We start from the raw sequence: 20,629 nt of genomic DNA on the forward strand, positions 1-20,629 counted from the left end.
TTATATTTACAATAGACTATTTTGTCGCATTTCCATATTCGTTACAATAAATGTCTAAACTTGCTACTCAAGACAAATTTCTTGATTTTTCTGATTACGGAAGATTTGCTGGAAAATGGATTGCCAATACACTAAAAAACACGCGATTTACCCCCATTCATGTCACGCTACTATTTGGCCTGTCTGGAATTATCGCAATCTACTGTATCTACAAAAACCACTATTATCTGGCTTGTTTTTTTATAATATTAAAATCCATTATTGACGCAGCCGATGGCGAACTTGCCCGATTAAAAAAAACACCTTCTTATACAGGAAGATACCTTGACAGTCTTTTTGATATCTTTCTTAACTTTTTAATCCTAGTTACCATCTGTTATGTTTCTGACACCACATTTCGAGCCACTATAGCCGCTTTCTTTTGCATACAATTACAAGGAACCTTATACAATTATTACTATGTAATTTTAAGAACCAAATCAGTTGGCGGAGATAAAACCAGTAAAATTTTCGAAAACAAAACTCCAAAAGCCTTAGCTGGAGAAAGTCAAAAATGGGTTACTTTTTTGTTTCAAATTTACACCCTAGTTTACGGCGGTTTTGATAAAATAATCTATAAATTAGACCGCAATGCAGCCAAATTAAAAACCTTTCCTAATTGGTTCATGACCTTGGTTTCTTTATACGGTTTAGGCTTTCAATTACTATTAATTTCATTGATGCTAATACTCAACTGGATTGAATTTATCATTCCATTTTTCATAATTTACTCACTCTTAATTCCTGTTTTGATTGTAATTAGAAAAGTATATATAAAACAAAAAGAGTAAACTAGCAGCTTACTCTTTCCTGTTTTATACAATTCTATATTTCTATTTTTTCACCTTAATACTACAACCAATAGCTTTAGTAATCTCAGGCGAAGGTGTTTTTCCGCTTTCTAAAGCTACAATAGCGTTTTCAAGGTATTTTTCTTTTACATCACTAGCGCTATCCACGTTGTCATCTATAGCTCCAATGTATTTCACTACACGGTTTTTATCTAATAAAAAGACATGTGGTGTTTTAGTAGCTCCATATTGTGGGAATATTTTTTGCCCTTCATCTAACAAATAAGGAAAAGCAAATCCTTTCTCTTTGGCTCTTACTTTCATCATGTCAAAACTATCTGCAGGTTCTGCTACAGGATCATTAGGGTTAATTGCGAACAAAACATAACCTTTCGATTTGTAATTTTTAGATAAATCATTAATACGATCTTCGTATTTTTTAGCAAAAGGGCAATGATTACAGGTAAAAACAACTATAAAGCCTTTTGCGCTCTTATAATCAGACATACTATACATTTTCCCATCAACCGATTTTAATTTAAAATCAGTCGCCGTATCGCCAATTTTGTATGGCGTTGGTGCATTTGAAGTAAAGGCTGTCGTAAAAATGACAGAAACAAATAATAAAAGAGCCGATAAAATTTTCATAGTTTTAATTGTTAATTAATAATTGAATTTACATATTGATTTAATTCTTCGTAGCTGGAAAACATCTTTTCAACAAAGAACTTTTTACCATTTTTGATAATTAAAGTTGCCGGAATAGAACCTGACCAATCTTTATCTACGGCAGGAAGCCAGGTATTATAATCTTTATCTGTTAGCAAAACCACTTCGGATTTCACAGCTTTCTTTTTCAAAAAAGGCAACAATTTTGCCTCATATTGATTCTTAAAATCCAAGCTAACGAGTACTACTTTTATCTTTTTATTTTCGAAATTTAATTGTTCAAAATGCGGTAATTCTTTCACGCAAGGAGCGCACCAGGTGGCCCAAAAATTCACCACATAAGTTGTGTTTTCATCATTCAAAACTGCCTTTTCCAAATCGGAATAATGATCAAAAACAGCTATTTTTTGAGCTTGAATTTGAGAAGAAAAAAGAAATGCAAAAGCAAGTACAACAAAATATTTCATATCCATTTTTTAAATTATCATCCCGACGAATTTACAATCTTTAAGTTATTTTAAGAACTGCATTAACAAAATATTATTACTGTCTTTATATCAAAAAACATCTCCAAAAACTCCTTTAATAACACATTCAAAAACTAAAAAAACAGATAAAAAAGCAGCACTTTTACAAGCTAAAAAACACTCTTTTTTCTCTTCAAAAAACAACGAAAATTTCAGCCAATTTTCACACAAAAACAGATAACAAATCCACCCAGAAAAAACACTCAAAAACAGGCCTAAAAAGAACACAAAAAACACTCTTTAAAGCAACATTAATTACTGTCTTTTTTTCCTCAACAACACCTCAACACTAACAATAAAATTCCAAAAGAGCCATTAAAAAAACGAATCCGAAAACAGCAAGACCATTTACTTTTCAAAAAACAAAATCGAAACCACACCATTTTTACAATCTAAAAATCGCATTCAAAAAAAGCTTTTTGTATTAAGAAAAAAATTCAAAAAACTGCTATAAAACTGAATGCGAAAAAAGCCTTTTAAAACAAGTACAAATAAAAATTAAAAACTACTTTTACAAAGCCTAACCACAAAACAAAGAATTACAAATTCTTTTACAAAAAAGAGTATTCTTTCCAAAACAACTCCAAAAAACATAACAAACACTCCGAAAACAATCAAAAATAAGCCATAGAAATAATCTATAACAAGTAAGCAAAAAATTAAATTCCAGCACTTTAAAACAAATCACATAAACCATAAAATTAACAAACTCATTTTCAAGCATTAAACTCAACTCAAGCAATATTCAAACTTACATTTAGAAAAACATTCTAAATAATTATAAAATTAAATGATTTCATATAAAGTATCACTTTAAATAAAAAAGTCACTCAAAAACTCTATTCTATCCTCAAAAAAAGCAATCATTAAACACCTACATCCCCTTCTTATTCCATCAAAATTTCTTCTCAAAATCACCTTCAAAAACAGCACACAAAACTCCTCTTTAAAATCAGCTGATTCCATTTAACTTTAAAATAGTTCTATCAAAAAACCAACAAGCTTTACATTTTTAAATTATATTTACACAAATCAAAACCCAGAAAAACCAAATCAATTCTCCTCAATCAGCTAATAAAAAAGGAACAAAAATAGACTAGTTTTTCAGATCGTTTTTAACTACAAAAAACATCAAAAACCAAGCTGTTATTTCACACAAAAAACAACCTCAAAAACCTATTAAAAAAGACCACAAAAACGCCCCAATAAAACACTCGAAAAATGAAAAATGAAAAAGAAAAAATGATCGACGGCGAATACTATTTAGCAGGCGATCCTATCCTAATAAAAGACCGAATAAAAGCTAAAAATTTATTACACCGTTTGAATGTAACCGAATACCGATTGACTAAAAAAGCAAGAGAGATTTTAAAAGAGTTAATCCCAAACGCTGGATCCAATTTATATATTGAACCTCCTTTTCATTGTGATTACGGCTACAATATTTCTTGTGGAAAAAATGTCTATTTCAATGTCAATTGTGTTGTTCTGGATTGCAGCAAAGTCACCATTGGTTCCAATGTGTTTTTTGCTCCCGCAGTACAATTATATACCGCAACTCACCCACTCGATGCCGAGCTCAGAAAGACACTTGAAAATGCCTTACCGATAACTATCGGAGACGATTGTTGGATAGGTGGCAATTCGGTAATTTGTCCCGGAGTAACAATTGGGAATGGATGTGTAATTGGAGCTGGTTCGGTAGTAACAAAAAACATTCCCGACAATTCTCTTGCGGTAGGCAATCCTGCCAAAGTAATCCGGAAACTAAATCAATAAATTATGCCACAACTATTAGCCAAACTCAACAATATTCCTTTTAGTACCATTAAAGAAATACTGGAAAAAGACAAAACCTTTCATGCTTCGAAAGGAATGTACTTGGAACATCTTTGGCAAAATGCAGATGATGCAAACGAAGTATTGTTTCTTTTCAAAATCGATTCGATAGAAAACACAAAAGCACTTATCGAAAATTTACATCAAGAAGCATTAGCACAAAACCCAGAAGCCAATTTACCCTTAATGACTTATCTTAAATAAAAATGCTACACCTCAACAACATACACCACATCGCCATTATTTGTTCTGATTACGAAAAATCAAAACAATTTTACACTAAAATTCTAGGACTAAAAATTGTTCGAGAAGTATATCGTGAAGAAAGAAAATCATACAAACTCGATTTAGCACTGAATGGTACTTATTGCATTGAATTATTCTCTTTCCCAAATCCTCCCGCCAGACCTTCTACTCCTGAAGCCCGAGGATTACGTCATTTGGCTTTTGCAGTTGAAGACTTAAACCAAACAGTGGCTTTCTTAGAATCTAAAAGCATTTATGTCGAACCTATTCGCATAGACGAATTCACTCAAAAACGATTTACCTTCATTGCTGACCCTGACTCCTTACCTATTGAATTCTATGAACTTTAATTTTTTTAACTAAACTTTATTATAACAAAACAGCGGTGTTTTATTAAATTTAGATTCTTTTTACTTAAATTCGCAGTCCTTTTTAACAATATGTTATACAAATTTAATTTCTGATGAATAAAACGGCGCAAATCAAAAAAAATCATCAATTCATTAAACTTCGAAAACTAGTAATCGTTTCTATACTAATTGGTTTTCTTTCCGCTTTTTTAGGGATAAGTTTAAAAAAAATCACAGAATACTACGAAGAGATATTCTTTCACCAATCCAATACCAATCCGCTTTTTTTAATTTTATTCCCCGTATTTGGTCTATCAGTAATATACTTTTTAAGGCTTTATATGTTTAAGAAAAAAGAAAACAAAGGCATTAAAGAGGTTTTTGAAAGCACCAATTCTAAAACAAAAAACTTACCTTCTTATAAAATACCATCACATACTATAAACGGCTTATTAACGGTTATTTTTGGTGGCTCAACCGGAATCGAAGTTTCTACTGTTGTGGCAACAGCAACCATTGGATCAGTAGCTCAGCAAAAAGAAAATGTGTTTCGTCAATACAAAACCGAATTAATTTGCGCTGGAGTTGCAGCTGGAATCACTGCTCTATTTAGCAGTCCGATTGCTGGAGTTTTATTTGCCTTAGAAGTAATTTCGAGAAAAGTGACACGCGCCTTTGTAATCTCTAACCTTGTTGCAGTATCCATTGCCTATGGATTATTGACTATCTTAAAAGAAGAACCTTTATTTGATGTTTCTATCAACACTTGGCATTTTAGAGCCATTCCTTACTTTATTTTATTGGGAATTTTAGCTGGAATCAATTCGGTTTACCTTACCAAATGTGTGTTGTTTTTCAAATCGCAATTTGGTAAAATTGAAACGCATTATTACAAAATCATTATTGGCTCAGCCATTTTAAGTTTTTCGCTTTTTATATTTCCGCAACTATACGGTGAAGGTTATCACGCCATAAAAAACATTATTAACAGCAATAACGAAATCCCTTTAACCCTAACGTTAGCTTTTACTTTTATAGGTGTTTTACTTTTAAAACCTATTGTTACCTCAATTACTCTAGCTTCAGGTGGCGATGGTGGAGTTTTTGCTCCTAGCCTGTTTATTGGTGCTTTTTTAGGATTATTAGTTGCTTCTATACTCAATACTTTTTTCGACACCCAAATCATCCCTATTAACTTTATGGTGATTGGTATGGCAGCTGTTTTGAGTGCGAGTATTCACGCTCCTTTTACCGCCATCTTTTTAGTTTGCGGACTTACCAATAATTACACTTTATTTTTCCCAATATTAGCTGCTTGCTTAATTTCTAAATATACCGCAAAAATGATTTACCCTAACACGGTTTACACCTTTGTTCCTAGTATTTAAATTTTAAAATCATGCCGACGACTAAAATCAAACGCAGTTATCGCAAAACCCGTTATGTTCTATACAAAGAAACCTTGATTGATTTCAAAGAACATTTTTGGTCTTTTATAGGTTCATTTGTTGGAATAGGTCTTATTGCTTATTCCCAAAGTCAACAATTCTCACATCAGGATGTTGTGTACCTTATTGGTTCTTTTGGAGCTTCAAGCGTATTAGTTTATGGAATCATCGAAAGTCCATTTTCACAACCCCGAAATCTTATTGGAGGGCATTTAATTTCTGCCTTTATTGGCGTGACCGTTCATCTTTTATTTCCCAATACAATATACATCGCTGCTCCATTAGCCGTGTCTTTGTCGATTGTTTTGATGCAAATAACTAAAACTTTACACCCACCGGGAGGAGCAACAGCCTTGATCGCAGTTATTGGTACACAAAGAATTAAAGATTTAGGCTATTGGTATGTAATATCTCCTGTATTAACCGGGGTGTTAATCTTATTTTTTACTGCCTTACTTTTCAACAACATGACCTCGAGTCGTAAGTATCCTACACACAGTACTTACCACAAACGCTATCATAGAATTATAAGACGTCTGAGACGAAATAACTAATTCAGCATCAAACACATCATTGTTTTTTTAATAAAAATTAACGAATCGCATTGGGATTAAAAAGGATTAAATGTACCTTTGACTTTTTTATAAAAACAACGATTATGGTTTATAAATTTAGAGTAATCTTAGACGCAGAAGAAGATATTTTCAGAGATATCGCTATACTAAATGATGATACTTTAGAAGATTTACACAACGCTATCTTCAACTCTTTTGGATTTGATGGTATGGAAGTCGCTTCTTTTTACACTTGCGATGAAACTTGGAATCAAGAAGAAGAAATTTCGCTTTTTGACACTGGAGACGTTCCTGGTGAACAACGAATCATGAGTGATTATAAACTTTCGGACATTCTTGATCAGGAAAACACTAAAATCATTTATGTTTATGATTTTATCAATATGTGGACTTTCTTAGTGGAGCTAGCCGCAATTGAAGAACTGACTGCCGGAGCTATTTACCCAGAAACTTTGTTCTCTCATGGTGAAATGCCAGATGAAGCTTTAGAAAAAAACTTTGAAGCTGATAATGCTGACGATTTTTATGACGAATTTGAAGACGGCCTAGACGAGGAAGACATGGATATGTTTGAAGGAGACGACAGCTATGAAGATTACGGCTTTGAAGAAAATTGGAACTAAAATATAACCAATAGCTAAATCAAGAGCCAAGATGAAAGACCTCAAAAAACTGTCTTTTTTCTTGGCTCTCGCATCTAAAAACAAAACAACTACATGATCAACTTATTCAACACACACATCGAGACACTTTCTATTCATAGAGTAGGAAATAAAAGCCGAAATGAATCTATCTTTTTATCGGAGCAATCTTTTAATCTACAAGATGAAATTGTTCCACTTATAAAAGAATTCTTTTTTAAACCTTTTAGAGAAAAAGAAGAAAACTATTTTCAATTTGCCCACGAAGTTGATTTAGATTATAATGACATGTATAAGTATGCTACCGAAATTTTTGAAAACCCAAGTACTTTGCACGAAGGTTCTAAAAAAATCACCAAGCACTTATTCGAACAATCGAATCATCCACACATTAAAAATGGAGAAGTTTATGTGACTTATTTAACGAACATAAACATCGACAACAATGTGGTTGATGCTATTGGAATTTTCAAAAGTGAGTTGCAAAGTGACTTTTTACAATTTGAAGAAAAAGAATCTAATCTGGAAATGATTTTGCAACAAGGAATTAACCTGAGCAAATTAGATAAAGGTTGTTTGATCTTTAATCACAAAAAAGAAGAAGGTTACAAAATTTTAACAGTAGATAGCAACCGCTACGATGCACGTTATTGGTTAGAGCATTTCTTATCAGTAGATGCTTTTGAAGACGAGAATTTCATCACAAAAAAATATTTGAAATTTTGCCAAGGCTTTGCTAAAGATGTTGTTTTCCCTGCCGAAGACAAAAAAGAAGAAGTAATGTTCATGAACCGTTCAGTGAATTATTTTGCTAAAAACGATCAGTTTGAAGAACAAAATTTCTTAAACGAAGTTTTAGACAATCCTGATTTGATTCCTGAATTTAAAAACTACAAAGTTGATAAAGGAGAAAAATACAGCATTGAAGACGTAACATCCTTCCCTATTGCAAATGCTGCCGTAAGTGATGCTCGAAAATCTATCAAAAACGTAATCAATCTCGATACGAATATTCAAATTAAAATGGATTTCATTAACCCTGAAAGTGCTGAGAAATACGTAGAAAAAGGATGGGACGAAGAAAAACAAATGTACTACTACTTAGTATACTTTAATAAAGAACAAAAATCCTAAATATCTCAGGATTCAGTTTCACTACATACCTAATCTCCAATTGTTAAATCAATTGGAGATTTTTTTTAACAATTACTTAAAAATAAGTTTATACTTATGAAAATAATATAAATATGTATTTTATCGACTTTATAAGTACTTTTAACTATAAATTAATATTTTTACAATCCCTAACAAAACTAACCTACTTTTATTATGGATTTAATTGAAATCAAGAAACTTATAGCAAGTAAAAAACTTTTATGCACCATTTTTGGACACAACATTGTTACTTCTAAAAAAATCACCAATAATTTAAAAGAATACAAATGCACGGTTTGTAAAATGGAATTAACAAATGACGAAAAAGGAGGCATAACATTTCTTACGCCAGAGTTAAAAGAAATAAATGAAGCCCTAGGTACTTTTTGTCAAAAAAAATTAACAGTTAAACAACATTAAACGTACATACTCTTCTAAATAAAAACTTTTGAATAAGTTAATTCACTATTTTTGTATAGCTAACAAATACAAAAATGAACCATCGTTTATTTAAAGAGAGTCCCTTTAAAACCTTAATTTCTTTTCATAAACTCATCGAGTCTTTAGAAGAAATTGCCCTATCAGATGTTGATTATCGATCTAATTATGCGAAATCATTACTAAAAGAAATTGAACATATTCCGGAATTCAGAACTGGAATTGAGGATTTTTCTATCATTGCTGACAATAAAAAACTCATTAAATACTTACTAGCCGATTTATTTCCTACAGTACTAACGCATAATGAAATTAAGGCAGTAACAATTCCGTTTCAAAATATAACTTTCAACTATACAAAAAGATTTAAAAAAATAGTAAAAAATGCTGGGGATTTTGACCTAAACATTCGCGATTTTAGCGAAGATCAATTTTATGTGCTCAGTTGTATTCTTATTTTAAATGCTTTTTACAATCAAAATTTTGATTACAGCAAACCCTTATTCTATGACATTCCGGATGCTGACGGGGTTTTAAAACATTATCGCATTCTTTACAATGCCGATTTTATAGAAATTTATCCTTCGGAAAATGCGCTAACTTTGAGTCAAGAAGATATCGATGAATTAATGGACAACTTTGACGATGTAGCTTTGTGGAAAGAAAAATTCCCATTAGAAAGTTGGGTTTTGAAAGGATTTGGAATCGTTAGTTTATTTGATGCAACCAAAGAAAGTGCTATTTCTAATCTAAAAAGCAATCTTTTAAAAAGAGATCAAGAACCTGGCGAAAAAAATAAAAATTCAGAAAGTATTTTTAGATCTATTTTTAAAATCCCTGATTTAAGAGTTGGAATTAGTATCTATAATGATGATGAAAAAAAGTTTACCAAAATAGCTTTCGACAAAAACAGTATAGGCAGTTTCATTTTGCAAAACAAAGACGAAATAGAATCTTGTAATGCTTTTTTAGGATGTTCTTTAAATAAGATTTTAGACTGTAAAGAATCTATTTCCATTTCAAATGTGGAAACTTTTGCCACTATCCCTGGAAACCAAAATTTTGCACAAAAATTATTAGATCAAAATGTCAAAAGTTGCATTCTCACTCCTATTGTAAAAGACAATAAATTACTTGGAATCATCGAGCTAGTTTCAGCAACTCCTAGACAATTAAACAGTATTAATGCGAATAACCTTCAATTAATCCTTCCGAATATTATTGATACACTGGAACGCTACGACAGCGATTTACAAAATCAGATTGAAGCTATAATCCAACGCGAATATACCGCTATTCATTCCAGCGTGTATTGGAAATTTAAAGCCGAAGCACAAAAATATTTAAATACTGATACTACAAATAAAGAACATACTTTTAAAGAAATTGTTTTTAAAGATGTATATCCGCTTTATGGTCAAATAGATATTAATGGTTCTTCTGAACATCGCAACAATACAGTAAAAGACGATTTAAAAAATCAATTAAACCATTTAATATCTATTTTCGAAAATTCAAAATCAATCCAAAAGCTGCCTTTATTAGAACAGCTCAAATTTGAATTGCATTCTTATGGAAAAGAACTGGAAAAAGAATTAAAAGCCGACACTGAACAACAAATTCAAAATTATATCGAAAAAGAAATTCATCCTTTTTTGACCAATGCAATTATTGACAGTAATGACAAATTGCTTCTTAACTCATATTTTGAAAACTTAGATCCTAAAACAAATCTTTTTTATCATTCCCGAAAAAAGTTTGATGAAGCCATGTCAATAATAAATAAAGAAATGGCAGCCGTTTTAGATAACGAGCAAATTGAAGCTCAGGCTATTTTTCCTCATTATTTTGAGCGCTTTAAAACCGATGGTGTAGAGCATAATTTATACATTGGTGCTTCAATAACTCCCTCTCAATCTTTTGATTTAATTTATTTAAACAATTTAAGATTGTGGCAATTACAAACCTTGTGTAAGATGGAATTAGCGCACCATCGTCTGAAAAAAGTATTGCCTTATGGCCAATTAGATGTAAGTTCGTTAATACTTGTTTTTAGTTCGCCAATTTCAATTCGATTCAGAATGGACGAAAAACGTTTTGATGTTGACGGCACTTACAACGCCCGTTATGAAGTGGTAAAAAAACGCATAGACAAAGCAAATATCAAAGGAACAAAAGAAAGAATTACCCAAAAAGAGAAAATTACAATCGTCTATTCACATCAATTTGAAGAAACTGAATACCTAAAATACATCAAGTTTTTACAATTCAAAAAAGTCCTTGAACCTCAAATAGAACAATTTGAAGTTGAAGATTTACAAGGTGTTTATGGCTTAAAAGCCATTCGAATTAAAGTAATGAATACCGATGAAAGTTTAGACACAAAATACACTTACAAAGAATTACTCGATACGCTGCACTAAACTCGGGTACTGTTGAACGCCAGGAAAAAAGCCAGGAATGAAATGATGATTCCAATCATAAAAATATTGTAGGTAATGCGTAACAATTTATATTTTCGCTCTAAAACAATTCCTAAAAAATACAAATCCTTAATCATCGAATTGTATAAATAGGTGTTGTCTTTCATCATTTCATTAACTGCCCATTCGTATTCATCCAAAGGCATTTTGTAAAAATTACCAAAGAATAATAGATTAACCTTTCTGTCTTCAATATCTTGTCTTGTAAAAACACCAGTAGTTACTTTAGGGCGGGTAGAAAGAATCGCAAAAATAATAGACACCACACTAAAAGTCAACATAATAAAAGTAGGAATAACTAAATGTGCATTACTGGGACTATCTAATTTAGGAACTATCGAAGACAAAGCAATAGAAATAATAATCGCGTTTACTGACAATAAAATATTGGCTTTGCTATCGGCAATTCCGCTCAAACGGGTATGATTACTCAAAGTAACCCTAAACAAAGTATCAATCCCGCGATCAGGTTTAGCTGCTTTAGCCGGTTTTTCAGCCTTATTTTTTTTTGCTTTTTTTTCTTCTTTATCTTCTTCCATTTTTTTAATTTTTTCTTGAATCAAACTAACGTTTTTATCTTTTAGAACTTGCCAGTTAGCAATTGCATAATCTGTATAATATTGATGGCATTGGGTCAGCATTTTTAAATTTTCCTGAGCCCATTCTAAATCAGAAGTTTGTTTTTGTTTTACAATTTTCCATTCTTCTCTTAAAAGTTCGCATCGGTCATTATAATTTTCGGTTGCAAAATGATAAAAATCGGCATCTTTGATTATTTTTTCAAGTAGGTTTTTAGGTTCATAACAATATAAGGTTGCCCGAATTAAAGTACTAAGCTGCTCGATATATACTGTTGATTTTCCTTTATCAGTCAAAAAATCGGCTGCAATTTTCACGCTCTTTTCTTCATGATTTTCAAAGCCTTCAATATAACCCGTATCATGAAACCAAGCCGCTACAAGAAGCATCTCAAGCTCTTTCTCAGTTAAATCCTCTTGTTCAGAAAGTTTTTTCACTGCTGCAACCACATCAGAAGTATGGTCGAAATTGTGATATATAAATGAACTAGAAAGTTTATCTTTGAGTAAATTATAAACAAAATCTTGTGCTTGCTCTATAAGATTCATAAGTAAATTTTTATACTACTAAATTATGAAATTGTTTTCGGATATGCGATTCATCAAAATTAAAATATTTTTTTGCTCTCTTGTTGCTCTTTTTATCATTACTTCTTGCGCAACCTATCATTCTCAATTTGGAAGAGATTCAAAAAAAATCACACTAACTAACGACAAGGATACAACAAAAATTGCACATCGCTTTTTTTTAATTGGCGATGCAGGAAATGCTGATAAAGAAAGCGCAAAAAAAATCCTGAATTCTTTACAAGAACAGCTTCAACAATCTAATAAAAATGCTACATTATTGTTTTTGGGAGACAATATCTATCCAAAAGGAATGCCTGATGAGAAAGATAAGACAGCTTACGATATTGCATTAGAAAAAATAAAACTCCAATTAGCGCTTTCTAAAGATTTTAAAGGAAAAACCATTTTTATTCCCGGGAATCACGATTGGTATTCAGGCATTAACGGATTAAAACGTCAGGAAAAAATAGTAAACAATTATCTTGGTGATAAAAAAAACTTTCTTCCTGCTAACAGCTGTCCTATTGACGATAAAAAAATAAATGAGCAACTTTGTTTAGTTACTATTGACAGCCAATGGTTTCTGGAAGACTGGAACAAAACGCCAAACATGAATGACGATTGTTCTATAAAAACACGCGAAGCCTTTTTTGAAGAATTCGAAAGCATTTTAAACAAAAACAAGGACAAAACCATAATCTTAGCACTTCATCATCCTTTGATGAGCAACGGAACACATGGTGGACAATTTTCACTAGAGAAACAACTATTTCCACTAGAACAAAAAATCCCATTACCTATAATTGGTTCATTTGTCAATTTCTTTAGAAAAACTTCTGGAATTAGTCCGCAAGACATTCAAAACAAACAATACCAACTCCTTGTAAAACGAATAAAAACACTTTTACAAAATCAAGATAATGTAATTGTAGTTTCGGGACACGACCATAATTTACAATACATAGAAAATGAAAAAATTAAACAAATAATCAGCGGAGCCGGATCAAAATCAGAAGCAGCAAGAGCAATCAATCCAAATGATTTTTCTTATGGTAAAAACGGATTTGCTACTTTAACAACCTACACTAACGGAAAAGCGATTGTTCAATTCTACGGAATGGAAAACAATCAAACTAAAATGCTGTTTCAAAAAACACTTTTAGAACCAAAAGAAGCAGATACAACCAATTATGCTGATTCTTTTCCTGCTACTACAAAAGCATCCATTTACACTCCCGAAATGACTTTAAAAAGCGGGGTTTACAATTTCTTTTTTGGTAAACATTATCGAAAATATTACAGTACTTCTATCGATGTTCCTACCATTACTTTAGACCATCTTTATGGCGGCGTAACCCCAATGAGAGCTGGTGGCGGACACCAATCTAAATCCTTACGTCTTGATGATGCTCAAGGCAAAGAATATGTTATGCGTGCTTTGAAGAAAAGCGCCAGTCGTTTTCTACAAAGTGTTGCTTTCAAAGACCAATATGTAGAAGATGAATTTGGAAACACCTATGCCGAGGATTTTATCTATGATTTCTATACAACTTCCCATCCCTATACTTCTTTGGCAGTGGGAAATTTAGCTGATAAAATTGGTGTTTTTCACAGTAACCCAAAGCTTTATTATATTCCAAAACAAAAAGCATTGGGCGAATTCAATGCTGATTTTGGAAACGAACTCTATTTTGTTGAAGAAAGACCTTCAGACAGTCAAAAAGATCTTCCTAGTTTTGGTAAATCCGAAGCGATTATTGCCACCGATGAGCTGCTCGAAAACTTACAAAAAGATGAAAAATACGCTGTTGATGAAAACGAATATATTAAAGCCAGGTTGTTTGATATGCTCATCGGCGACTGGGACAGGCATTATGACCAATGGCGCTGGGCGGAATACAAAGTAGGTAATAAAATAATTTACAAACCTATTCCTCGCGATCGTGATCAGGCGTTTACTAAATACGATGGTGCTTTGTTGTCGGTATTGATGAATATTACAGTACTTCGTCACATGCAAAGCTTTAAAAATGATATCAAAAATGTCAAATGGTTCAATAGAGAACCCTACCCTCTTGACTTAGCTGTATTAAAAAAAGCTGGTAACGATGACTGGATTGCTCAAGCTACATTCATTCAGGAAAATCTAAGCGATGAAAGTATTGACGCGGCTTTTAGAAATTTACCTTCTGAAGTTCAAGATGGAATGATAACTTCAATTAAACAAAAATTAAAACTTCGAAAAGCCAAATTAACTAAGTATGCAAGTCAATACAATAAGGTTTTACAGAAAACAGTAATTGTTGTTGGTACCAATAAAAAAGACGTATTCCAAATCAAGCCTATTTCTAAACATACAGTCGAAATCGCTGTATCCAGAATTAAAAAAGAAGGAGAAGAACTGGTTTACAGTAAAACATTCAATAAGCATTTGACAAAAAACATTTGGATTTACGGACTAGACGAAGATGATCTTTTTGAGTTACAAGGCAATAAAAAATCAGCCATAAAAACAAAACTAATTGGAGGTCAAAATCATGATAGTTATACTATTAGTAATGGAAAAAACATTACAATCCTTGATTTTAAGTCAAAAACTAACACTTTTGAAACTGATTCCAAAACAAAAACCTTCTTGACAGATGATTATGAAACACATTATTACAATTACCAAAAACCCAAATACAATGCTTTTTCTGGCTTGCCTACTATAGGTTTTAATCCTGATGATGGAATAAAATTAGGAATCATAACTAGTTTTACCGTAAATCATTTTAGGCAAAATCCTTATACTTTAAAACATGCTATTAAAGCTAATTATTATTTTGCCACTGATGGTTTTGAATTAGGCTACCATTTAGATGTTCCAAAAATAATAGGACGATGGAATTTTAGTTTTGATTCCGAGTTTACCAGCCCTAATTTTTCGATAAATTATTTTGGCTATGGAAACAGCAGCTTAAATACCGACGAAATAAACGGAATGGACTACAATCGTGTGCGCATTAGTACGCTTAAATTTGCTCCAAAAATAGAAAGAATTGGACGCTTAGGTAGTAAACTTAATTTTCAAGTTACTTATGAAAGTTTTAATGTAGAAAAAACTGCTGACCGATTCATTTCAATTCCTAATATTGTAAATCCCAGCGTTTTTAAAAATCAGCAATTTGCCGGAGCTACTGCGCAATACAGTTATGAGAATTACGATAATTTTTCTCTTCCTACTATGGGAATGGGATTTATGATTGCTGCTAATTGGAAAATGAATCTCGAAAACAGCAAACAAAATTTCCCTACATTAGAATCTAAAATTAATTTCAATCATAAACTAGATCGCCAAGGTAAATTTGTATTAGCCACATTGATAAAAGCAAAAGCGATTTTAAATACTAATTATGAATTTTATCAGGGTGCTACTTTAGGCGGAGATTATGATTTAAGAGGTTTTAGAAATCAGCGTTTTCTGGGTAATCAATCCTTTTTTCAAAGCAGTGATGTTCGTTTTTCTATTGGAAAGATTAAAAATAGTGTTATTCCTATGTCCTACGGAATTTTTGGTGGATTCGATTACGGAAGAGTTTGGCTAAATGGAGAAACATCTAACATATGGCATCAATCTGTAGGTGGTGGTTTATGGCTTAATGGACTCAACATTATTACAGCCAGATTAACTTATTTCAAAGGTGGTGATGACGCTCGAATAGCTTTTGGACTTGGATTTGGTTTCTAATTTAACTTACTTAAATCGAGTTGATATACTTTTCCTCCTATTTTTTTAGTCTTTTCATCGGCAATTAAAAGAGTCGTGTTATCTTTAAAACCAATGGCTTCTTTTTGAGAAAAATGATGCAAATCGACTTTATTTACTGAAGCAGAGAAGAAATTATCGGAGGTGAAATTTTCAAAAATCCAAATTTGGCTATGACTTAACAAAACTACTTTTTTTCCGTCAGGACTAATTGTAGCACTTGTGATTGCTGCATTTTCAAAATCGCCTTCTGCTTTAAATTGACCTAATAATTGCGCTTGATGAAATCCAGCTTGATTAGGAACTTTGTACAAAAATGTAGTTCCGTCAAATCCTTTACTTCTATTTTTAGTAAATAAATAAAAATTGTTTTGGTATTCGACAAAAGCTTCCACATCATAAAAAAGTTTTGTTTTCTTAGGAGGAAATTCCGTTTGCTCAGGATAAGCAAAACTAACTTTATACGAAGGAATTACACTTTCATTTTGTAAAAAATCTTTAGCAATTTTATAAATAGCCAAATCTTTTCTTTCATTGTCATTATTTCCAAAATCGCCTATGTATAAATTATCTTGCGGGTCTTTAGTAATATCTTCCCAATCGATATTTTGCGTTTGGGCAATTGTTAGCGTTTTTTGGATTTTTCCTTGATTATCTAAGGCGTAAATTGCATTTGCATTACCACTATCTTCTAAAACCCAAGCCAGTTGAGAACTTTCAGTAAAAACAATTCCTGAAATTTCTTTAAGCTGTTTAGGCAAAGTATAAAGTTCGTTTATAATTGAGGATTCTCTTTGACAAAAAGAAATCAAAGACGATAATAAAACGACAGGATAAATCTTTTTTATCATAAAAATAGTTTTAAAAACCAGGTTTAAACAAATCAGGGTGTTTGAAGTTTCTAGTTACAAATTTAAAAGCTGCACTCAACACATACCCCATAGAAGTCGCATTTTTAAAATTCAAATCATTGGTATAACGATACAACTCTGACTTTAATTGTTTAATATGAGCTTCAGGAGCAATAGTATCATTAGCCATGATGCGGAGTATTTTTTGGATTCGGGTTTCTGCCGAAAGAATTCTCTTTGCCAAGGCAGCACGTTCTTCATTTTTATATTGCTCTATCGAACTATCTTGCAACTTTTCTTTTATCAATTTTATCATCGGAAAATTTTCTTTGAAAAATTGTGGACGATAAATTTTAAAATTCCCCTCATAACATTGCTGATCAAAATCGATTGCTCTAATTTTATAAACCACCTGGTCAAAATCGTGGATAGGGACAATTACATAATTATAAGCGCGCATATCGCCTAAAAGCCTGATCATACAACGCTCATTAAATTTCACAAACTCTTTGGAAATTTGAGATTTCTCGGTTTCAGAACAACTTTCAAGTAAGGTTTCCATAAAAACATCGCCAGGAATTCCTATAATATGTTCTTCAATCAAGGTGTCTTGATAAACTAGAAAGTTGATTTTATCAGGTGATAAAATATGCTCTAATTCTAATCCATAAATACGCGAAGCATCAGCTTTTTTAATGTAAAAATGAACATAATTGTCATTTAACACATTACGCACTTTGATTCTAAAAGGTTTTGAATTTCCAAAAGTACAGTAGTCAATTGCATCAACATTTAAAAACTTAATTATATCTGAATTTCCATCTGAATGCAATAAAGAATAGATTTTCTTTAAATTCAAATCAATTTCATTTCTTTCGTATTCGCTATAAAAAACTCGAACCCATAAAGTGTCTTTATCGAATTTATCGTAAACACTAATGGAACCTGAAAACCGCAACAAATCATCATACGAAATAGGCACTTTTGAAATTCTATCAAAACGCTCTAAGTAATCTAACAGAAAATGATTTATGGGATAAGTTGGTTTTTTAAACAATGGGGAATTCTCGCTCATTCATCGATTTATTTATACAAATTTACACTAATTATTTTAAAGCAAAGTATTTATAAAATCACCAAAAAAGTGCCCTTGACATAAAAACAAACTCAACAAACCAAAAATCACTTAATCACTGATTACCAAACAGCTATGAATATGCGTGTTTTTTACACCCAAAATACTTTAAAAAAAAAGTGTTGTTCATCGATTTTATTTGTGTGCTGCTGTATTCTTAAGTATTTTTATTTTTTGTGTGAAAATTTTCAAAAAAATGATGCCTTTAGTTTCATTAATTTAAAAAAACACAAAACCAAACCTATTACCTATTCTCTTTACGATAAGTATTTATGATTAACAAACAGGAAATTTTTAACAAAACAGCTGAGACTTTAAAAATTGGTGTTTGGGATATCAACCTAAAAACTAATGCTATCTTATGGGATTCGAAAACCAAAGAAATTTTTGAAGTATCAGAAAATTTTATTCCTAATTATGAAACTACCTTAGCTTTTTTTAATCGAAAAAATCTCATTCATTTTAAATCACTTATCAAAAAAGCAACTGAGAATAAACTGCCAATACATGGTAAATTTCAAATAATTACCGCTAAAAAAGCAATTAAATATTTAGAATGCATTTGTCAAATTGACTTTATAGGGAACGAAATCAATCGGATTTATGGTACTTTTAGAGATATTACCTTTGAAGAAGAAAGAAAAATCGCTCTGGAATCGGCTGCTGAAAAATTCTCTTCGGTTTTTTACAGTGCTAATGATGCTATTATCATTATTGATACAAAAACGGGATATATTTCGGATTGTAATAATCGTACTTATGAACTTACAGGCTATAATGATACTGAATTAATAGGTTTTCATAATTCTATCTTATTTCCAGTTGATAAAAGAACAGAAATTCAATTTTATTTGAAAAATAAGATTAAATCAAACACTTATTTTGTAAAAGAAACAACTATAAAAACCAAAGAGGAAACAATTATTCCTGTACAAGTTGCCTCGGGGAAAAAGTTTATAATTGACAATCAAAGTTATTTGGTTTGTTTTCTCAGAAATATCACTAAGAAAAAACAAATAGAAGAAAATCTAAGTTTATTATCGTTAGTAGCTTCTGAAACCACTGATAGCATCATTATAACCGATTCCGAAGGAAAAGCCATTTGGGCAAATCAAGCCTATATGACTTTAACTGATTTAACATTAGAAGAAATAATTGGTCAGGAACCTAATTATTTTTCTATTGGATTCGAAACCAATATTGAGAAAATAAAAAAAATCCAAAAGGCCTTAGAAAACAAACAAGAAACAAAGGTTGTTTTTCAAAATTATAACAAACGAAAAGAAAAATATTGGTTGGAATTAAACATTACTCCCGTATTCGACAATCACGGTATTTGTCGCAAATTTGTTGGTATAGGTAGAGATATAACCGCCGCAAAAGAAAAGGAAATTGAACTCAAAAATGTACTAGAGGTTACAAGTCACCAAAACAATAAACTTTTAAATTTTGCTCATATTGTTTCACATAATATTCGTTCGCATACCAGTAACCTAGCAATGGTTTTAGATGTAATCGAAAATACAGATGATGCTGTTGAAAAACTATCATTTATTGATATGTTCAAAGAAGGAACTGAAAAATTATCCGAGACTATCGAATATTTAAATGAAGTGATTACAATTCAAAAAAACATTAATATAAAAAAAACAAAAATTAATTTAAGGGGTGAAATTGAGAAAACAGCAGCTTCTTTCAGTAATCAAATAAAAATTGTCCATACAATTCCTGAAAATTTAACCTTAAATGTGATTCCTGCATACTTAGACAATATTGTATTAAACTTATTGAGCAATGCGATAAAATATAAATCGCCTGAAAGAACTCCTCTATTAGAAATTAGCCATAAAACAAAAGAAGGTTTTCATATAATTTCATTCAAGGATAATGGCTTAGGAATCAACATTGAAAGAAACAAGCATAAATTATTTGGTATGTACAAAACCTTTCATGGAAACGAAGATGCAAAAGGGATTGGATTATTTATTGTTAAAAATCAAATTGAAGCAATGAAAGGCAAAATTGAAATTGAAAGCGAAGAAGGATTAGGTAGTACTTTTAAATTGTATTTTAATGAAAAATAAAACTACTTGTATTATTGATGATGACAAATTATCGATAAAACTAATGAGCATGCTTATCTCAAAAAACAACTTTTGCGAAGAAATAGTCTCATTTCACAATCCTCAAACCGCTTTGGACGAACTTAAAAGCAATGCTACTAATCCATCAAAACTTCCCGATGTTATTTTATTAGATTTAAATATGCCTGTACTGGATGGTTGGCAATTTTTAGATGAATTCACACTCATTTCATTTGCAAAAAAAATAGTGGTTTTTATTGTTTCTTCATCCATAGATCCCTGCGATTTAGAGATGGCAAAAAACTATCCAATAGTAAAAGATTACATCATTAAACCGCTTAGTTCCGAAAAACTAAAACAAGCTTCCGTAATAATAGAAAACGAAATTTCGTCACAATAACTTTACAAATAAAAGAGGCTAAGCTAAACTTACGATATCAAACTGCAAATTATTAAAAAGCA

General features: G+C 31.3%; 18 protein-coding genes. 13 read left to right on the top strand and 5 right to left on the bottom strand.

What is annotated here, in order from left to right; all coding sequences use genetic code 11:
• Nucleotides 1-50 precede the first annotated feature (50 nt).
• Entirely contained in the window at nt 51-830 is a 780-nt protein-coding gene (locus tag GTZ96_RS08400) for a CDP-alcohol phosphatidyltransferase family protein (protein ID WP_161642852.1), read from the top strand.
• 42 nt (nt 831-872) lie between these two features.
• Here GTZ96_RS08400 and GTZ96_RS08405 read toward each other — a convergent pair whose 3' ends face one another.
• Both GTZ96_RS08405 and GTZ96_RS08410 read right to left on the bottom strand, forming a co-directional pair.
• On the bottom strand, nt 873-1,478 hold the full coding sequence (locus tag GTZ96_RS08405) for a thioredoxin family protein (RefSeq protein WP_161642854.1): 606 nt from the start codon (nt 1,476-1,478) through the stop codon (nt 873-875).
• Nucleotides 1,479-1,489: 11 nt separating this feature from the next.
• The gene (locus GTZ96_RS08410) at nt 1,490-1,966 is read right to left on the bottom strand and encodes a TlpA disulfide reductase family protein (RefSeq protein WP_235972912.1); all 477 of its coding nucleotides are present in this window, start codon (nt 1,964-1,966) and stop codon (nt 1,490-1,492) included.
• Nucleotides 1,967-3,247: 1,281 nt separating this feature from the next.
• Between GTZ96_RS08410 and GTZ96_RS08415 the strand changes: the two genes are divergently transcribed.
• The 9 genes from GTZ96_RS08415 (at nt 3,248) to GTZ96_RS08455 (ending at nt 11,141) form a co-directional block, all read left to right on the top strand.
• The gene (locus GTZ96_RS08415; RefSeq protein ID WP_161642858.1) at nt 3,248-3,805 is read left to right on the top strand and encodes a sugar O-acetyltransferase; all 558 of its coding nucleotides are present in this window, start codon (nt 3,248-3,250) and stop codon (nt 3,803-3,805) included.
• 3 nt (nt 3,806-3,808) lie between these two features.
• Nucleotides 3,809-4,069, top strand: coding sequence for a hypothetical protein (locus GTZ96_RS08420; protein WP_161642860.1), 261 nt, complete (start codon nt 3,809-3,811; stop codon nt 4,067-4,069).
• Between the two features lie 2 nt (nt 4,070-4,071).
• Nucleotides 4,072-4,461 carry an SMU1112c/YaeR family gloxylase I-like metalloprotein gene (gene gloA2 / locus GTZ96_RS08425; protein ID WP_161642862.1) on the top strand — a complete coding sequence of 130 codons (390 nt, stop codon included), beginning with the start codon at nt 4,072-4,074 and terminating at the stop codon, nt 4,459-4,461.
• Nucleotides 4,462-4,574: 113 nt separating this feature from the next.
• Nucleotides 4,575-5,849 carry a chloride channel protein gene (locus GTZ96_RS08430; protein ID WP_161642864.1) on the top strand — a complete coding sequence of 425 codons (1,275 nt, stop codon included), beginning with the start codon at nt 4,575-4,577 and terminating at the stop codon, nt 5,847-5,849.
• Between the two features lie 11 nt (nt 5,850-5,860).
• Complete coding sequence (locus tag GTZ96_RS08435) at nt 5,861-6,463, top strand: HPP family protein (RefSeq protein ID WP_161642866.1); 603 nt, start codon at nt 5,861-5,863, stop codon at nt 6,461-6,463.
• Between the two features lie 104 nt (nt 6,464-6,567).
• Complete coding sequence (locus tag GTZ96_RS08440) at nt 6,568-7,107, top strand: IS1096 element passenger TnpR family protein (RefSeq protein WP_161642868.1); 540 nt, start codon at nt 6,568-6,570, stop codon at nt 7,105-7,107.
• 93 nt (nt 7,108-7,200) lie between these two features.
• Nucleotides 7,201-8,259: a nucleoid-associated protein gene (locus tag GTZ96_RS08445; protein ID WP_161642870.1), complete on the top strand. Its 1,059-nt coding sequence runs from the start codon at nt 7,201-7,203 to the stop codon at nt 8,257-8,259.
• 195 nt (nt 8,260-8,454) lie between these two features.
• The gene (locus tag GTZ96_RS08450; protein ID WP_161642872.1) at nt 8,455-8,700 is read left to right on the top strand and encodes a hypothetical protein; all 246 of its coding nucleotides are present in this window, start codon (nt 8,455-8,457) and stop codon (nt 8,698-8,700) included.
• Between the two features lie 74 nt (nt 8,701-8,774).
• On the top strand, nt 8,775-11,141 hold the full coding sequence (locus GTZ96_RS08455) for a GAF domain-containing protein (protein WP_161642875.1): 2,367 nt from the start codon (nt 8,775-8,777) through the stop codon (nt 11,139-11,141).
• Here GTZ96_RS08455 and GTZ96_RS08460 read toward each other — a convergent pair.
• The gene (locus GTZ96_RS08460; protein WP_161642877.1) at nt 11,138-12,328 is read right to left on the bottom strand and encodes a Pycsar system effector family protein; all 1,191 of its coding nucleotides are present in this window, start codon (nt 12,326-12,328) and stop codon (nt 11,138-11,140) included. The genes GTZ96_RS08455 and GTZ96_RS08460 overlap by 4 nt on opposite strands.
• A gap of 25 nt (nt 12,329-12,353) precedes the next feature.
• On the opposite strand from GTZ96_RS08460, the gene GTZ96_RS08465 reads away from it, so the two are divergent.
• Nucleotides 12,354-16,079, top strand: coding sequence for a metallophosphoesterase (locus GTZ96_RS08465; RefSeq protein ID WP_161642879.1), 3,726 nt, complete (start codon nt 12,354-12,356; stop codon nt 16,077-16,079).
• Here GTZ96_RS08465 and GTZ96_RS08470 read toward each other — a convergent pair.
• The gene (locus tag GTZ96_RS08470; RefSeq protein WP_394368014.1) at nt 16,076-16,945 is read right to left on the bottom strand and encodes a hypothetical protein; all 870 of its coding nucleotides are present in this window, start codon (nt 16,943-16,945) and stop codon (nt 16,076-16,078) included. The two genes, GTZ96_RS08465 and GTZ96_RS08470, sit on opposite strands and share 4 nt — an antisense overlap.
• Nucleotides 16,946-16,958: 13 nt before the next feature.
• Nucleotides 16,959-18,023 (bottom strand): hypothetical protein, encoded by a 1,065-nt coding sequence (locus GTZ96_RS08475; RefSeq protein ID WP_161642883.1) that lies wholly within the window; start codon nt 18,021-18,023, stop codon nt 16,959-16,961.
• 332 nt (nt 18,024-18,355) lie between these two features.
• On the opposite strand from GTZ96_RS08475, the gene GTZ96_RS08480 reads away from it, so the two are divergent.
• Nucleotides 18,356-20,167, top strand: coding sequence for a PAS domain-containing sensor histidine kinase (locus GTZ96_RS08480; protein WP_161642885.1), 1,812 nt, complete (start codon nt 18,356-18,358; stop codon nt 20,165-20,167).
• The gene (locus GTZ96_RS08485) at nt 20,157-20,567 is read left to right on the top strand and encodes a response regulator (RefSeq protein WP_161642887.1); all 411 of its coding nucleotides are present in this window, start codon (nt 20,157-20,159) and stop codon (nt 20,565-20,567) included. Before GTZ96_RS08480 ends, GTZ96_RS08485 begins: the two co-directional genes overlap by 11 nt.
• Nucleotides 20,568-20,629 lie beyond the last annotated feature (62 nt).

This window comes from Flavobacterium undicola (assembly GCF_009909155.2).
GTDB classification, from domain to species: Bacteria; Bacteroidota; Bacteroidia; order Flavobacteriales; family Flavobacteriaceae; genus Flavobacterium; species Flavobacterium undicola.

Bases quoted from the DNA above. Each gene is read 5' to 3' on its own strand.
- GTZ96_RS08435 (WP_161642866.1), top strand. From the start codon at position 5,861: ATGCCGACGACTAAAATCAAACGCAGTTATCGCAAAACCCGTTATGTT.
- GTZ96_RS08465 (WP_161642879.1), top strand. From the start codon at position 12,354: ATGAAATTGTTTTCGGATATGCGATTCATCAAAATTAAAATATTTTTT.
- GTZ96_RS08450 (WP_161642872.1), top strand. From the start codon at position 8,455: ATGGATTTAATTGAAATCAAGAAACTTATAGCAAGTAAAAAACTTTTA.
- GTZ96_RS08485 (WP_161642887.1), top strand. From the start codon at position 20,157: ATGAAAAATAAAACTACTTGTATTATTGATGATGACAAATTATCGATA.
- GTZ96_RS08400 (WP_161642852.1), top strand. From the start codon at position 51: ATGTCTAAACTTGCTACTCAAGACAAATTTCTTGATTTTTCTGATTAC.
- GTZ96_RS08460 (WP_161642877.1), bottom strand. From the start codon at position 12,328: ATGAATCTTATAGAGCAAGCACAAGATTTTGTTTATAATTTACTCAAA.
- GTZ96_RS08420 (WP_161642860.1), top strand. From the start codon at position 3,809: ATGCCACAACTATTAGCCAAACTCAACAATATTCCTTTTAGTACCATT.
- GTZ96_RS08475 (WP_161642883.1), bottom strand. From the start codon at position 18,023: ATGAGCGAGAATTCCCCATTGTTTAAAAAACCAACTTATCCCATAAAT.
- GTZ96_RS08430 (WP_161642864.1), top strand. From the start codon at position 4,575: ATGAATAAAACGGCGCAAATCAAAAAAAATCATCAATTCATTAAACTT.
- GTZ96_RS08410 (WP_235972912.1), bottom strand. From the start codon at position 1,966: ATGAAATATTTTGTTGTACTTGCTTTTGCATTTCTTTTTTCTTCTCAA.
- GTZ96_RS08415 (WP_161642858.1), top strand. From the start codon at position 3,248: ATGAAAAATGAAAAAGAAAAAATGATCGACGGCGAATACTATTTAGCA.
- GTZ96_RS08405 (WP_161642854.1), bottom strand. From the start codon at position 1,478: ATGAAAATTTTATCGGCTCTTTTATTATTTGTTTCTGTCATTTTTACG.
- GTZ96_RS08455 (WP_161642875.1), top strand. From the start codon at position 8,775: ATGAACCATCGTTTATTTAAAGAGAGTCCCTTTAAAACCTTAATTTCT.
- GTZ96_RS08480 (WP_161642885.1), top strand. From the start codon at position 18,356: ATGATTAACAAACAGGAAATTTTTAACAAAACAGCTGAGACTTTAAAA.
- GTZ96_RS08440 (WP_161642868.1), top strand. From the start codon at position 6,568: ATGGTTTATAAATTTAGAGTAATCTTAGACGCAGAAGAAGATATTTTC.
- GTZ96_RS08445 (WP_161642870.1), top strand. From the start codon at position 7,201: ATGATCAACTTATTCAACACACACATCGAGACACTTTCTATTCATAGA.
- gloA2 (WP_161642862.1), top strand. From the start codon at position 4,072: ATGCTACACCTCAACAACATACACCACATCGCCATTATTTGTTCTGAT.